Below are 16,218 nucleotides of genomic sequence, written 5' to 3' on the forward strand. Positions count from 1 at the left end.
CCGGCGTCACCGGAGGTGTTCCGGCGGCGGATCCTGGATGCATTCGGTGCTCTCGCTACATATTCGGAGTCCAGTCTGGAGAGTGTGGCGCTGGCCACGGCGAGCCCCGACGAGCTGAATCGCGGTTTTCGCCGGCTCGACCATGCTGAGCAGCAGGTGCTCGCGCTGCGGTTCGGTCCCGGTGGTTCGCTGGACAAGGTTGCCACGGCGCGAGGTCTGACGGTGAATCTCGTCGGCACTCTGGTGGAGCGTGCGCTGGTTCGGTTGTCGGAGGCGGTTGCCGCAGCGAAGCATCCCGCGTTGGCGGTGCTGTGGCAGGACCGGCGCGTGGATCCAGAGCTGTTCCACGTGGCGGTGGAGGTCATTGCGGCGCATCAGGAGAACGCCGATGTGTTCTGGGCTTCGCTGGGATCGCTGGGCGACGCGCAGCGAACCTGCCTCGAGCTGTTTCTGGCCGGGCGGAATCCGGACGAGATCGCCGCCGAGATGGAGACCACCCGGGCAGAGGTCAAGACGTTGCGGGCCCACGTCATCCGGCGGTCGCTCATGCTGCTCTCTGACGGCCGTGAGTGGAAGGCGCCTGGGGAGTGGGGCGCCGATACGACCGCTGAGATGGTGATTTCGGCGCTGCGTTCGCACGCCGTCCGCCGGACGGTGCGGATGCTCGATAAGGAGCCCGTGGTTGCCTGGATCACCGCCGATGAGGCGTTGGATTTCTTCGAGGTACTCCAGCGGGTGGAGCCGACCGTATTGCGGGATGCCCTACGACGCAAGCAGTTGGGCTCTGGGGAAGCCGAGGTCTTCCGACGTCGGTTCCTGTGGGGACGCACCGTCTCCGAGACGGCGGCCGAGCTGGGGATTCCGGAAAGTCGGGTTGAGAGCCTTCAAGTCACCGCCGCGGCCTTGTTGGCCAGGAAGTTCGCCGGTGTCAGGACGGTCAGAGGGCTCGAGGCGAGGATTGTCGCGGGGTGGCTCGAGAAGCCCAGTGCTTTCCATACTTGTCTCGGCAGGCTCGTTCCCCAGCAGCGGGTCTGCGTTGAGCGACTGCTATTGGGATGGTCGCACGAACAGATCGCTGAGGAGCTGGGCCGCGAAACCGAAACGATCTCGCATGTCCGGCATACAGCTCACCGTCGCCTGATCCAATTGCTCTCGGTTCCGCCTGTCGACAGCCCGGAGCTGGTGGACGAAACTCACGAGGACGACATTGTCCAGCAGCGGATTTCGGACGCATACGCCGCAGTTGAGTGGCGTTCGGAGTCGAGTTTAGAAGGCATGGCGCTGGCCGAGGCGACGGGGAGGGAGTTGAATCGCGGTTTCCTTCGGCTCCACCGTTTCCAGCAGGAAGTGCTTGTGCGGCGCTTTCGGGATGGGGCTTCGGTAGCGGAAGTCGCCGTGGCGCTGGGTCTGGAGGTGGACCTTTTCGGGGTACTGGAAGGTCTTGCCGTTGTTCGCTTGGCCGAGGGGATCGCGGCGGAGAAGCATCCCGCGTTGGCGGTCGTGTGGAGGGACCCGCGTGCGGCTCCGGAATTGTTCCATGCTGCGGCGGTTGTTGTTGCAGCGCAACTGGATAACGGTGATGGTCTCTGGGACTCTTTGCGAGAGTTGACCGGTGATGCGCGGACGTGTCTCGACTTGTTCCTGCGCGGACGGGCGGTGGATGAGATCGCGACCGAGATGAAGCTCGATATTGCGGCGGCCAGGAGGTTGCGTGCCCGCGCCATCCGGCGGTCGGCGGCGGTGCTCGGCAAGATGCCCATAGGTGCATGGGTTACCGGCGAACAAGCATTGAGCATCGTGGAGGCGTTGCGCACAGTCGATCCGACCGCGGTACGGCATGCGCTGGACACCCTCGATGTCAACGAAAACAAGATCTTCCTACGGCGATTCCTGTGGAATCGCTCGAACGAAGCGATGGCGGACGAACTGGGTGTATCGGTCGGTGAAATCGAGGAAATCCAGCTCGCTTCGGCGGGACGGGTGGCCCGGAAACTGACCGGGGTCGGGGTGGTCTGGGGCGACGAGGCGAAGATCGTGGTGGCGTCGCGGACGAACAGCACGGATTTTCAGGCTTGCCTCGACCACCTCACCGCCGATGAGCGGTCCTGGATAACGCTGCGCTTGCAGGGGTGGCCGGTCACAGAGCTCGGGAATGAACTGGGCGGGCGGGTCAGAGAGAGGCAGCGGGCCGTCAGACAGTTGGTCACATTGCTGGAAGCCGATCCTGCCGACCGGGTGCCGCGGCAACAGCGACCCGCCATCGAGCGCATGGCCCGTGCGACCGCGCACGAGCGGCACGGTGATGAGGAGCTGGCGGAGCCGCTGTGTGGGGACCGTGCGGCGCTCGAGCGGCTTCGTCGTCATCTCTTGGACGCGTTCTGCGCTGTCGAGGGGCGTTCGGAGTCGAGTCCTGAAGGCGCGGCGCTGGCTGGGGCGGCGCTGGCGGGGTTCGACCGAGGTCTACGTCGGCTCGATGGTGTTCAGCGGCAGCTGATCACACTGCGGTTCCGGGACGAGCTTTCGGTCGAGCAGGTCGCGGAGGAGTTGGGTCTGGAGGTGGACCTGTGTGCGGTGTTGGAAGGTCTTGCCGTGGCTCGTCTTGGCGAAGCGATTGTGGCGGAGAAGTACCTCGCGTTGGCGGTGTTGTGGGCGGATCATCGTGAGAGCCCGGCTTTGTTCGGGGCGGCGGCGGCTGTCGTCGCGGCGCACCAGGAGAACAGCGACGGCTTCTGGGATTCGTTGCGAGAGCTGACCGACGATGCGCGGCCGTGTCTCGAGTTGTTCCTCGAAGGCCGGGAGTTGAGCCAGATCGCGACCGAGCTGGGTCTCGACATCCCGACGGCCAGGAAAGTGCGTGCGCGAGTGGTCCGGCAGTCGGCGCAATTTCTTGGCGCGAGGCCCCCGGTGACGTGGGTTACCGCAGAGCAGGCGGTGAATTTGGTGGATGTGTTGGGGTGGGTCGATCCGACCGCGGCGCGGCGCGGCGCGAGCTACACCCTGGGTCCCTCCAGACGCGAGATCGTCCGTCGGCGGTTTGTCGAAAGGCTCACTGTCGGCGAGACGGCGGCCGCGTTGGGTATTACGACACGTCGAGTCGAGGACGAGCAGCTTGCGGCGGCGGGGCCGGTGGCCCGGAACCTGTTCGGGGTCACGGTGCTCGATGCTGACGAGGCGATGATCGTGGCCGCTCGCGGTATGTCTCCGACGGTGCCAGAAGATACTTCCGATGCTTCCTCGGTGCGGGGAACGTTCCTCGGCTATGAGAACTTCGAGGAGTTGCGGGCGCTGCGGGTGGAGTTGGCCGGTCTGCTCGGGCTGGAACCCGGCCGTCTGAGCCGAGAGCCGTTGCGCTGGGCCGTTGCCATTCTGGAGAAGCAGCTGCGACATCACGCGGTCCGCTTCGAGCGGGTAGTCCACTCCGGGAACCTGCCAGAGCTAGGGCAGTGGCTCGGGCGCCGGGCGCTCCTGGAGGAGGGCGGCCTCTCCGGGGTCTCGTCAGGTACGGACGCGACTCGGTTGACGGGGGACGCACAGCGACAGCACGTCGATTCGGCGCGGGAGCTGAAGCGGTTGCTTGCCACGCGGAGGCTGGAACTGCCGACAGTCGTTCCGCAGCCACCCGGACCTTTGGCCCAACTGCGGCACTTGAATGAGATAGCGGGGCGGAGCCAGGTGCCCGCGCCGACTCGGCTTGTCGAACTCATCGAGTCGTTCTTCGCGCTGGACAGTCAGGAATTGGACCGTCACCCCACGACGGCGGACGTGGCCGAGTTGGCCGGGGTTCATCGTTCGACGGCCTGGAAGATTCTTGCCGGGAGTGGTCCGGTGTTGACGGAGCCGGGGCAGCGGGTTCTGGTGGCGGCGTTGTGGTTGGGGTATCCGGTTTCCGATGAGTTGCGGGCGGAGGTGGATCCGGAGTTCGCTGCGCGGAGGTTCACTCCGGGGCGGTTCGACGATGGCCGGTTCGTTCCCGGCGAGTTCGTTCCTCAACCGAGCTTTGATGCGATTGCGCGCGCAGCCCATGTGCACCGAACTGTAGTCAGTGCGGTGCTCAACCAGGCTGGTGACGTTGCCGCGGAGACGAAACGTCTGGTGTCGGCGGCGGCGGAAGAACTCAGGTACTGGCATCCGAAGCCTCCGGTTGACATCGAACAGATTCGAACGCTGAAGGTCGAACTGGCCGAATTGCTGGGGGTCGAGCCACAGCAGGTGAACAGGGAGAAAGTTACGGCCGCGTCGACGCGGGTCAACCGACCGGGTCTGCCGGACGCCACTCGCCTGGTCGAACTGGCCGAGCGTTTCCTCGAATTCGGTGACTGGGAATTGGCGAGGAAACCCACGCTCTTCCATGTGGCCGAGTTGGCCGGGGTGGGTCGTTTGACGGCCCAGCGGGTTCTCGCCGGGAGTGGTCCGGTGTTGACGGAGCCGGGGCAGCGGGTTCTGGTGGCGGCGTTGTGGTTGGGGTATCCGGTTTCCGATGAGTTGCGGGCGGAGGTGGATCCGGAGTTCGCGGCGCGGAGGTTCACTCCGGGGCGGTTCGACGATGGCCGGTTCGTCCGGGGGATGTTCGACCCGCAGCCCACGCAGGCCGAGGTCGCCCGAGCAGTCGGCGTGGACAACAGTGTGGTCACCCGCGTGTTCGATGGGCTCCGTGATGTCGCCGCGGAGACGAAGCGTCTGGTGTTCGAGGCGGCCGAAGAACTCGGCTACTGGCATCCGAGACCGGTCGATGTCGAACAGATCCGGGCCATGAAGATCGAACTGGCCGAACTACTGCGAGTGCCACCGCAGCAGGTGACTTGGGAAAGCGTCACAACCGCGTTGGGGCAGATCCGTGACCGCCCTGGTTCGCGGAAGAACATTCGCTTGATCGAATTGGCTGGGCGTTTCCTCGAATTCGGCGACTGGGAGTTGGTCCGGCAACCCACACTCGCCGATGTGGTCGAGTTGACCGGGGTGTCCGAGATGACCGCTCGACATGTGTTGGCTGGGGATGGTCCGGTGTCGACGGAGCGTGGGCAGCGGGTTTTGGTGGCGGCGTTGTGGTTGGGATATCCGGTTTCCGACGAGCTGCTTGGCGTCGTGGATCCGGTGTTCGCGGCGCGGAGGTTCACTCCGGGGCATTTTGTGGCGGGCCGGTTTGTCCGGGGGACGTTCGCCCCACAGCCCACACAAGCGGAGGTGACGCAGGCAGTCGGCGTGTCTGAACGCACGTTCAGGCGCGTGCTGGCTGGGGCCGATATCGGTGTGGAAACCAAGCGCGAGGTGCTCGCGAAAATCGCGGAACTCGACTGGTGGTATCCGCGCGGACGGCACGCTGGTTTGGTAGATCCGTCACTGGCGCAGTGGAACTCGACGTCGGCGGGAGACACCGACGGGTCCGGGTCCTGGCTGTACCTGCTGAACCTGTGTGGTCCGATGGTGGTGGCGGATATCGCGGCCGAATACCAGCGGCCGGTCGGGGAGCTGGAGAGTGGTGAGCTGGCAGGGACTTTGGTCAGCGACATCGAATCCGCGCTGGGCGAGCAGCGCTCGCAGGAGCTGACCGATGTCGCCGAGGCCGCGGCCCGGTTGGAGGCGTGGGGTGCGCGGCTGGACGAGCAGGAGACAGGCCAGGGCGACGGTATCGCGGTGGTGGTGTTCGACCCGACCGTGCGAGGAACCGGCGCGCACGGGGATCTCGGACACGCCTTCTGGCTGGTGCGCCGGAACGGGAACGTGCGGATCGAACGCCGGGATCCGGGCATGGGGGTCGTCCAGCCCGATTTCACGCCACCACGAGAGTCCGCCGGTCAGCAGGTCACGGCACTGTTCCTGGATAACCAGGGCAACCCGGTGGACCCGCACGACGTGGCCGGTCCGGGCGAGACAGTCCGGTTGCGCGGCAGCGACTTCCGAGTCGGACGAGGCAGTTCCGAGCCGAACGATCAATCCGCGGCGAACGAGAATGAACTCGCCAAGGAGGAATCGTCCCCCATACCATCGGCCGCGCGGAATGATGCTCCCGTACCGGAATCGGAAGTGATCGAGGCGCACATCGCCGCGGCCGGTTGGGCGGCACCCCAGTCCCAGCCCGTACATGTGGGTGCGAACGACAGCGACGCTTATGCAGTCTGGCTGCAAGAACTGAGCGATCGGGGGGTGGATACCGAACAGACGATGTCCGACCTGGCGACGATCTGGGAATTCCTACGACATGATCCGAAATGGGAATTCGATACTGAACGCAACTACGGTGCCATCATCGTGTGCGGCAGCCCGGACGACGGTGGGTCGGCGGTTGTCGCGAACTTCGTTCGCGAGCATGGTCTCAGTGGAATCCCTATTGTGTTCTCCGGTTGGCACGGTGAGGCCGCCAAGTTCAGATCAGCTGCGGAGAAACTCGGCCTGAAATCCAACGAAATCATCGAGGAACCGGACGCCGAGAATACCAGGGGAAATGCGGCGTTCTCCATAGCTCAGCTGCGAAAGCACGGTCATGATGTCGAATCCATCTCCATCGTCGCCGTCTGTGCGCCGCAACACGCGCGCCGCGTGGTGGCGACGTTTGCGAAGAAGTGTCCAGACGTCGAGCACGTATCCGTCGTCACGGCCCCGGTTTCGGTGGATAACTACATCTTCTACGGACTGCGATCCGATTCCCATGAGGATCTGATTCCAGACCACGTCGTGGTCGAGATCCTGCGTGAAGTAAAGGGTCTGCGGGACTCTCCCCGCAAGGGGCACATCGTCGAACAAGAGATCCCGCGCCACGTGCTCGCGGCGTATCACAACGTGACCGGGACGTTCCTCCGGCAGTATGTCGAACGACTTATCGCGCAGGGTTATCCGGACCAGGCGGTCGCCCTGCTGCACGAACGGTTCGGGGACAAGATATTTCGGTGGGTGCGCGATAGTGTCCGTCAACCTCGGCTCGCGCGGGAGATCACCGACGAGGCGTTCGAGGGTGCGGTCGATCGCTTCGCCGAGATCGGTGAACTTGCCGAGGTCGGTGAAAGGGGCATCGAAGAGTGGGTACGCGTCAACGCCCGAAACCTCATGGCCGAGCACGAGCACAACGGCCAGGCCGATACCGCCGCCCAGGCAGGAGAGCAGCCCGAACCGGACCCCGCCGCCGCCGGACATCAGGCTGCACTCGGCGGCGGTGACCGGGAGGACCAGGTCGCCGAAGCGCCCGCACGTCGCGAAGGCGAGAATCCGACCGATGTTCTCAGTCCCGACAAGGAGATAACCGCCGAAGAACTTACGGACCTCGAGGTCGAAGTACTCGATCTGGGCGGTGGAGCGCTTATCCATGGCCTGCTCGCTCCGGGCATGGTCGGCGCCGAACTTCTCGGGGAAGAGCAGGTGCGCGCACTGGGGGGTGCCGATCCGGAGTTGGCGTGTGCTCGTGACGCACTGGGCCGGGCGGGTTTCCCCCAGCCCACGCACAGGCCGAGGAACGAAGATGGCTTTGACGGGCCACTGCCGATTCCGGACGGCGCAATAGTCGCCACTACCCGAGTCATCGATTCCGATAGGCAGACCTTTGCGAACGCGCGGATCTACCAAGCGGTAGTGGTCGGTTCCGTCGAGCAGTACACAGCGATCGGTGTCGGGAGCGCGCTTCACGAGCGCCATCCCGCACCGCGTTGGGACGACTCGGAATACTTCGGCCTCCATTACGCCCATGGGGTCCATCCCGACGAATGGGCCTGGATGCGCGACGTCGGAGACCATGCCCTGGCTTGCGAGGGGGTGGACTTGCCATCTTTGTTGCAGGCCGCCAAGCGCAGCGTCGGCCGGGCTTTGGGCGCGTTCTTCGCCGACGATATTCCGCTGCACCAGATCAACGTCGGGATCGACCTCGCTACCGGCGCTTTCACGGCTCACCTGCCGACCGACGGCATGGACGTGCTCGGCTCCCCGGTGACGGTCCGGGGCCGAGTGGCTGCTCATGAGCACATCGTGGTCGCAGTGGCGTGGATACCGCGGCAGGACGGCACAGACCCGGCCGAGACCGAAGACGATCCGACCGACGGAGCGCCACCGTCGGATGATCGGAGCGATCGGCGTCCGGACAGCCATGTCGCTGCTCCCGAAAATGGCTCGACCAGCCGTCGGTCCCCGACCACGGCCCGCTCGGCTGATGAACCAGCGGTGTCGGGGGAGGCGCCGAAACAAGCCTTGGCGCCGTCGCCAGGTGTGGTTGGCGCTGCGGCGTTCGCAGCATCGGAAGGCATGTTGGAGTCGCAGCCGCTCGTCGGAACCGTGGTGAAGGCGGTCGACGCGCAGATCGTCGCGCCGGTTCCGGTCGATATCAACGATAAGCTCGATGGTATTGCGGCAGAACTCGGCAAAGATCCGGTGCAATTCCGCGATGAACTCACCACACACTTGAAAGAGCTATTGGCAGAGAAGGCTGTTGCGACGCGGGTTCGCCCCGAAACATTGATGGCAATTGTTCGCGACGGACGCTTCAAGACGAAGTTCGAAACCAACGAATCCGCCGGCGGGGTCAGTATGGCCGGCCGGGCCCGACAAGAGCACATATGGTTCGGTTATGATCCGACAACCCACCCCCCCGAAATGCGTCCCGTCTACGGATACGTGCTACTGGATGGGGAACATCCGGCGGCGACCGGGCCGGACGGTATCGGATGGTGGACGAGACTCGTGGAAGACGCCTGGAAGCAGGCGATCGGTGACAGCGACATGCTCGGCTCCTATGGAGAGATACAGGTGGTCTTCAAGCAGGAAGTTCTGCAACGGACCACGTTCACCATCGGGGACAGCTTCAACATCCGCCATTCGACCTTCCCTTCGCGCATTCTGGACCCGCAGCCCGAATCCTTCGGCGCGTTCCCGGATTCAAATGCGTGGGACACTTCGGCTGTAGCCGGCGAATTCAAGGTTCCCGATACGGTGTGGGATCATCCACTCCGAACGATGGACAGGCAGTACCGGATGCCTTCGTTCACCGGACGGGAATACGCAGAGGCCCAGATCCACGGCGGAGTGACGATAGCCGATATCGACCATGTCCTGTTCCCCACGGAACCGCCCACCGAACTGCGTCGAGCGCTCGATGACGCCGGCATTCCGTGGAAGGTGCTCAACAACGAAACCATCGCGCAAAACGGCACTCGGGAAGAGCGGGCCATAGCCCGGCAACGGATAGCCGAGCAAATTCGTTGGCTCGACAACCGACTCGCAAACCACATGCGCAGAACCGGTGCGGGACCCGGAGATCCGGCAGTGGATGCGGTCTACCGACAACGAGAGATCCTCGATCAGGACCTCAAAAGGCTCAACCGCCCGCCACTCCCGGTGGTGCCGGAACCTGATGTCCGGGCCGCTGCCGGCCGCATCATGTCATCCGAGCGCGGCGCCGTCCCTTCGGAAGAAGATTCCGAGCGGTCACGGGAACCGGCCGAGGATTTCCCGGTCGGCCAGGCCCCACCAGCTTCGCAGCGCACTGCTGGCAAGCCCCGCGCCGCAGGTGGCATGTCGCCGAGGCCGGAGACCGCGGTGGACCCAGCATTCACCCCTGTGCCTCGGGACCGGCCACAACCACGCCGCACACCACCAGACGGGGAGCCCAGCCCTAGCCCAGCCGAGCGGCCGCAACTGGCGCAGGCACACGAACGGGGCATGACCGGTCCCGAATCAATGCGGGGATCGGCCGCACAGGCTCAGGCGCAAGGCGCGCCGAAGACATCATCGGGCGCCGAGCGGAACACGAGAACCACGGCGCCCACCGGTAACCGCGACGCGCCTGCCGGACCCATCGAGTTCCATCACGCGCTCTGCGCCATTCTGGCGGCAAACGCCGCAGAACATGGCCCGGAGCACGTGCTGGCCGACGCCATCCCATCGCAGATGCTTGCCGCAGTCCGCAAGCTGACTGACAAACAGTATGGAGTTTTGCGGCTCCTGCAGACGGGACAATCGGTCGCCCAGGTAGCACACGAGCTGGGCATCAGCTGGGGTGAGGTCACGAGTGCGGCACAACAGGCCGCCACCATCGTGATCGAGTCGCTCGACGGTGCTCGACGCAGTCGGCTCGGTGCGCTGATGATCGCGTTGGCCGGGGCGAGGTCGCGGCAAGTGCAGAAGGTTTTCATGCGGCTCGATCCGCAATCGCGGCGGGTCGTCGACGGCTTGTGCCGGTGGGGGAAGTCGCCCGCCGATCTGGCGGCGGAACTGCGGCTGGACAGGTCCGGGATCGAGCTCATCGCACAAGCTGCCGTCCGATGGATCGCCGTATCTTTCGCAGATGGCGCGAGTGCTGAACCTGTCCTGTCGGTCCCGGCCCGTTCCGCAGGCGCGGCACAGCAGCTCACCGAGGATCAGCGAAAGGTTTCTGCGTTCTCCCCCGTCGATGAGGCGACCGATTTGCTGGGCAAGGTCTTGCGCCGACTGGACGAGCTGTTGCCCACTCATCCCGCCCGTCTGTCCGACGGCACTGTCGAAAACGAGCGCGACCAGTCATCTTCTGGACGACCACCCGAGTCGCCGCACTCCGCTCCGACGGTGGCGGCCCCGGATCAACGTCCGCTGTCCAATCGGGAAGTCGAGGTGCTCGGACTCGCACTGCAGGGCCTGTCGAATGACGAGATCGGTGCCCGTCTGTTCGTGGAGCCGAGGACGGTGAAAAACCACCAGGTTCGCGCGGCGGAGAAACTAGCCACCCACGGCTTGATCGCGACGGTGATGAAGGCGCGAAGCCAGGGGCTCCTGGATGGTTACGGGCAGGCGCCGTCGAGTCACGTCAGGCTGTCCAGCGGTGAGCTGGAGCTACTCGGTTTGATGGCGGAGGGTCTGTCGCAGAGCGCCATTGCAGCAAGGCTGGGGCTGAGGTCGCGAACAACCGTGCGGGATCGCGAGGCTCGCATCGGCGACAAACTCGGGGTGCAGGGTCAAATACCGGTGCTGATGGCGGCGCTGCGCCGGGGACTCCTCGACAACAATCCCGCGCCATCCGCAGGATCTCATCCGTACCCAGCGAACACCGAGGAAGGATCCTGGAACGAGACATCCGAACCGATCGAACCCCCCACCCCGACCGCGAACCACCCCGGAGCGCCAGCTCATCAGGGTTCCGATGTCGACGGCGAAAATGGTTCGGCAGCACGCAGTCCCGACACGAACTGGGCCGCCGCGCGTCCCGACGATGACCCAGGCCGCCCTGGCAGCGCTGCCCGCCCCGCCGGTGGGGAGGGTGCACCCGACCTACCCGCCCGGCCACATAACGCCGACCAGGACGCCAGGGACATTATCCAGGCGTTCGAGGATAGGCATCCGGATATAACGGTTTCCATCGCGGAAGGTGTTGATCCGATAGGCGTACGGGTATTCATCCGATCGATCCATGATCTGCTCGTGAAATATCCGGCAGTATTTATTCGAGAAATAGGAATTGCCGACCGCGAGAACATGCCGTTCCGTGGAACAATAGATTCAGAGGGTTCGCGCATCGCGAGTTTGATTATATTGGCGATCGACCGCGTCAACGACTCGTCGCCCGACGATATTCGCTATTCGACTGCCTTCGCATTCGCTGAGGCGATGATCCATGCCGGTCGGTGGCGTGCCGAGGCGCACGCAATGGACGCGTTACGGGAAGCCTTCCGGTATCCCGTGACATGGAAATTTCCACAATGGCTGAAATCGCACAGAACTCCGCACCCGATCGACGAGCAGAAGTTCACTGAATGGCTGCAACGGCAGTTCCCGGGTGAGCGCTACTTTGCCGACAAACGACACCTGCAAATTCGCACTGCTCTGATCGGTTCGTTCACGGCCGTCGAGGATGGTCGGCCGCGGAAGAGCGCAGGAATGCAGGTCTTGCACAAACTGATGGTCGACCGGGCCGAGGAATGGCGCGGCGACTCCGGCCGGGGTCCCGCCATCGATCCGGAGTCGGCATCGGTTCGCGCCAGAAGAAAAATGGCACAGGACCTGGAACGCGAATACGATTATCTTGTCGAGGCTGTCGGGCTGGACATGCAGGATGTCACTCTCGACACCGCCGAAAGATTCTGTGCGAACGTGCGCAATATGCTCACCGAACGTCCCGAATTACTGGTTGGACGCTCAACGGAAGACCGGCTCATAGTCGGAATAATCGATCCCGTCGACATGGGGACCGAATATGCAATGGCTTGGGCGCCTACGCCTGTCGAGAATGGTTCGCGCCGCCTGGCGAAGTTTGTGTTGAACGAGCGGTACGCCATCAATCCGGCGATGCTGGAGTTGATAATTCGCGACTCGGTGAAGATCGGGTATTCGGTCGGGAACGGCGGTCATCCGATCGATGTTCTCCTGACCCATGAACGCGGCCACGCTTTTCATATGCTCAGCGGTCTCATGGATAGTCCGGAAATCGACTTCGCCGAGTTGATGCGTGCGATAGTCGTCCTGTTCGTCCGGAACAACCGGCCGACCGAATTGGATGAGATCGTGGGCTGGCTGAGCAGAGAACTGACCGGCTACAGCTTCGGCAACGACGGTAAACTCAATCTCCGAGAGGCCTATGCCGAGGCGTACGCCGCGATCAGGTCATTGGGCCATACTGCCACCGACGCCCAAAAATTGGCCTACTCGCGGATGGCGGAAGCGATACTCGCACGAGCCGAAGCACGAGACACGACCAGCTCGGCATCACCTGACCACACACCCGAGCCACCCACATCGGCACCGCGGCGACAACAGCCTCCGCCACCGCACACGGACCCGAGTTCGGATCTCGCCACGGAGTCCCCGGACAACCATCGCGATACCAACCCCATGATGGAGCCACCCGACGAGACACCGCGGTACCCCATCGCGGGAACCACGTCGACCGGTGGTAGCGGCCACATGCCACCACCGCGGTTCCGGCAGTTGCTCGAACAGGATGTCGCGCAGGGCCACCCGGAGCGGGCACTCGAACGGGTCCGTGCACGGTTCGGCGACAAGGTATTCCAGATGGCGGTTCCGGTGGTTGGGCACCATTTGGCATCGGAGATCACCGACGAAGTGTGCGAGAGCGCGGTCGCTCGTCGTACCGAGATAGGCGATCAGGCCGTCGAGGAATGGGTCGATGCCATTGCCCAGGGCCACCTCACGCAGCTTCGCGTGCATGCCGAGTTCTGGGGCCGGGCCCTGGGTTTCTTGCTTCGCGGTGTGGATCTCGAGGAGTCCGATCCGCTGTTCCAGGCGTTGACGAGCGCAAGCCCGGTGGATGTGCGGCGGGCGCTCGCTACTCTCACCGCCAACCGCGCGCGACCTGTCATCCGTCGGTTCTGGTCGAACGACACCAGCGCGCGACGTATGAAGTACAGGGGGCCCCGCGAGCCGCACCGCGCGTCCGCCGCCGTGTGGGATTCGGTCCGCGAGCTCACCATCGCGATTGCCGCCGAACGTGGTATAACCGCGCAGATCCCGATCTCGCCGAGACCGCCTGCGGCACAGACCGATCACAACACCGAAGTGCGCCCTTCGCCCGCGGCGGGCAAGACGGACATCAATGCCACCGCCGCATCCGAGACCACCGGCGACAACTCTGCCAACCGACCGGCCGCGGTCGTAGCTTCCACGACGAATGAACCGCAGGCCGTGTCTCGAGCGCAACCGGCTGACACGGCGACTTTCCGCGAGCGCTGGGAGCGAGACGTCTTCCGGCATGTCCTGATCCGGCTCGGCGTGCCTGTCGCGCCAGGCGATTCGCGAGCGGAGCCGATTGCGCTGCTCGCCCGTGCGGTCACCAGGGAAGTGTTCATGGACGTCGAGTCGTCGCACCGGCCTGGTGCCGACGACGCGAACGTCGGCGACTGGTTGCGCCGTGCCGCGCAGGACAAGCTCGCGGACATACTCATCGAGCGACAGCGCGCCGGCGCCCTCCGGGTGCTGGCGGGACAGTTCACGGAATCGGATCCGGCGTACTGCGCGGTCGCGGAATCGAGCCGAGCGGACTTCGAGGCGGGCATCGCGAATCTGACTCCAGCGCAGCAGCGGTGGTTGTGGATGCGGTTCGGGCTCGGGTACGACCAAGCTGTGGCTGCGTCGTCCGATCGACGTTTTACAGACATCGGTCCGGAAGCGCTCGCGGAGTTGACACCCCGCGCCGTGCACAGTTTGGCGCAGTCGATTGCGACCATCGTCGGTGGTATCCCCGAACAGGCAACACAAGTCGACGTGGCCACGACCCAACCGCCGCCCGCAACCGCCGAGCAGGTACGCGCGTTGCGTCTGGAGTTGGCCCGTGCGCTGGATATCGATGACCCGCAGGGTGTGACCCGCCAGCGAGTATCAGAACTCCGGCGCCGATTGGATGCGGCGGCAGATACGCCGGCGACTGTTCGACTGATCGAAGTGGCCGACCGTTTCCTGGAATTCAGTGAATCGGATTTGGCCCGGCAAGCCGTATATGCCGACGTGGCAGTGCTTGCCGACGTCTCTTCGTCGATGGTCTGGATGGTGTTCAGCGGGCGTGAGCCGGTATACACGGAAGGGGAACAGCGTGTACTCGCTGCCGCGCAGATCCTGGGGCTCGAGATCCCGGAGGTGCTCGCGAAAGCTATCGATCCGGATTTCATCGCCAATCGGTTCACACCTGGGCGACTGGTCGACGGCCGGATCGTTTCGGGAACGTTCAAACCGCAACCCAGCCATGCCGACGTGGCTCGAGCAGCAGGCACGAGCCGCTACGCAGTCAAACAAGTACTCAAGGCGCCGATTCCCCCGGACACCGAGGTGGGGCGCCGGGTCCTCGCCGCGGTCGATCGACTCGGCTACTGGTATCCCAGATCTCGCGCAACGACCCAACCGCCCGCAACCCTCGAGCAGGTACGCGCGTTGCGTCTGGAGTTGGCCCGTGCGCTGGAGGTCGATGACCCACAGGATGTGACTCACCAGCGAGTATCAGAACTCCGGGATCGATTGGATGCGGCGGCAGATACGCTGGCGGCTGTTCGATTGATCGAAGTGGCCGACCGTTTCCTGGAATTCAGTGAATCGGAGTTGGCCCGGCAAGCCGCATATGCCGACGTGGCAGTGTTTGTCGGCGTCTCCCCGTCGATGGTCTGGATGGTGTTCAGCAGGCGTGAGCCGGTATACACGGAAAAGGAACAGCGTGTACTCGCCGCCGCCCAAATCCTGGGGCTCGAGATCCCGGAGGCACTCGCGAAAGCTATCGATCCGGAATTCATCGCCCACCGGTTCACACCCGGTCGACTGGTCGACGGCCGGATCGTTTCGGGAACGTTCAAACCGCAACCCAGCCATGCCGACGTGGCTCGAGCAGCAGGCACGAGCCGCCGCACAGTCACACAAGTGCTCAAGGCGCCGATCCCCCCGGACACCGAGGTGGGGCGCCGGGTCCTCGCCGCGGTCGATCGACTCGGCTACTGGTATCCCAGATCTCGCGCAACGACCCAACCGCCCGCAACCCTCGAGCAGGTACGCGCGTTGCGTCTGGAGTTGGCCCGTGCGCTGGAGGTCGATGACCCACAGGATGTGACTCACCAGCGAGTATCAGAACTCCGGGATCGATTGGATGCGGCGACAGATACGCCGGCGGCTGTTCGATTGATCGAAGTGGCCGACCGTTTCCTGGAATTCAGTGAATCGGATTTGGCCCGGCAAGCCGCATATGCCGACGTGGCATTACTTGCCGGCTTCTCCCGGCAGATGGTCTGGAAGATGTTCAGCAGGCGTGAGCCGGTATACACGGAAAAGGAACAGCGTGTACTCGCCGCCGCCCAAATCCTGGGGCTCGAGATCCCGGAGGCACTCGCGAAAGCTATCGATCCGGAATTCATCGCCCACCGGTTCACACCCGGTCGACTGGTCGACGGCCAGTTCGTTTCGGGAACGTTCAAACCGCAACCCAGCTATGCCGAAGTAGCTCGAGCAGCAGGCACGAGCCCCAGCACAATCACACAAGTGCTCAAGGCGCCGATCCCCCCGGACACCGAGGTGGGGCGCCGGGTCCTCGCCGCGGTCGATCGACTCGGCCTCTGGTATTCCCGATCTCGCGCAACGGTCCAGTCGCCTCCAACGGCCCAGTCGCCTGCAAGCACCCAACCGCCTGCAACGGTCCAGTCGCCTGCAAGTACCCAACCGCCTGCAACGGTCCAGTCGCCTGCAAGTACCCAACCGCCTGCAACGGCCCGACCACCCGCAACCACCCGACCACGCACAACTGTCGAGCAGGTATGCGCGTTGCGTCTGGAGTTGGCCCGTGCGTTGGAT

The 16,218-nt window shown here is 64.3% G+C and carries 1 protein-coding gene (only partly in view); it reads left to right on the plus strand.

Every position in this 16,218-nt window falls within one protein-coding gene, locus OHB12_RS29200, for an alpha/beta fold hydrolase (protein WP_327112628.1), read on the plus strand. The gene is 155,337 nt long; 118,380 of those nucleotides lie to the left of the window and 20,739 to its right, leaving coding positions 118,381-134,598 in view, spanning codon 39,461 (complete) through codon 44,866 (complete); the first complete codon in view begins at position 1. The start codon and the stop codon both lie outside this window.

The sequence above is a fragment of the Nocardia sp. NBC_01730 genome (assembly GCF_035920445.1).
Taxonomy (GTDB): domain Bacteria; phylum Actinomycetota; class Actinomycetes; order Mycobacteriales; family Mycobacteriaceae; genus Nocardia.